The organism is Candidatus Pelagibacter communis, from assembly GCF_001179945.1.
GTDB classification, from domain to species: Bacteria; Pseudomonadota; Alphaproteobacteria; order Pelagibacterales; family Pelagibacteraceae; genus Pelagilacustribacter; species Pelagilacustribacter ubique_A.
On the sequence record NZ_CVSG01000098.1, the window covers coordinates 1 to 708 of the forward strand.

Below are 708 nucleotides of genomic sequence, written 5' to 3' on the forward strand. Positions count from 1 at the left end.
GATTAATAGTTTCTAAAAAATCTGCAGCTTGAGTTTCAATAGTTAGATAACTAGTAGCTACAAAAAAACCTAATACAATCGGAAAAAATTTAGCTGGCCCCTCCATAGACTTTACAAGGGTATTATCAAAGTTATTTGAGGTTTTTGATACGTAGTTCTCCAACCTTTTTATTACGAATTTTGAAAATATTCCTCTTAAAAAAAGAAAAAATAAAAAAATTATTAAAGCAATAATAATTTCAGAAATATTAACTCCCGAAATACCTTTATTCCAAACATCTAAAAATAATATCTTAAAATTTTGCAATACTTCCATCTAATTACCAATTTTTATAAGTTCATCTCCAGCTTCGAAGGTTTCTAAATTTTTCCATCCAGCTTCTTTGAAAACATTTATAACTTTTTCACTTATACACATTACTCTTGAGCCTGTCATCAGTCCATTGAGTGAGTACTTTTTCGCTAAATCAATAAAGCTTTCTGCGCTCCTCTTTGAGTAAACAAAAATTATGTCAGGAGGATGATCTTTAATTAAATTATTAGTATCCTCATTTAATTCTTTAATTTTTTCTGAAGTATAATTGATAATTTTATCTATTTGAAAACCTTCCTTTTGTAGCTCTAAATCCAAGTCTGAAGCAATATTATCTCCACAAATATACGCTAAGAATTTTTTTTTATCTAAGTCACCTGAATTTATAATAATAT

General features: G+C 27.3%; 1 protein-coding gene and 1 pseudogene. Both read right to left on the bottom strand.

Annotated features, from left to right (window positions below):
• A pseudogene (locus AMN78_RS04020) lies at positions 1 to 316 on the bottom strand (mechanosensitive ion channel family protein); the annotation flags it as partial.
• Positions 317 to 708 (bottom strand): uroporphyrinogen-III synthase (locus AMN78_RS04025; RefSeq protein ID WP_179850615.1); only part of this gene is annotated, 392 nt, incomplete at its 5' end.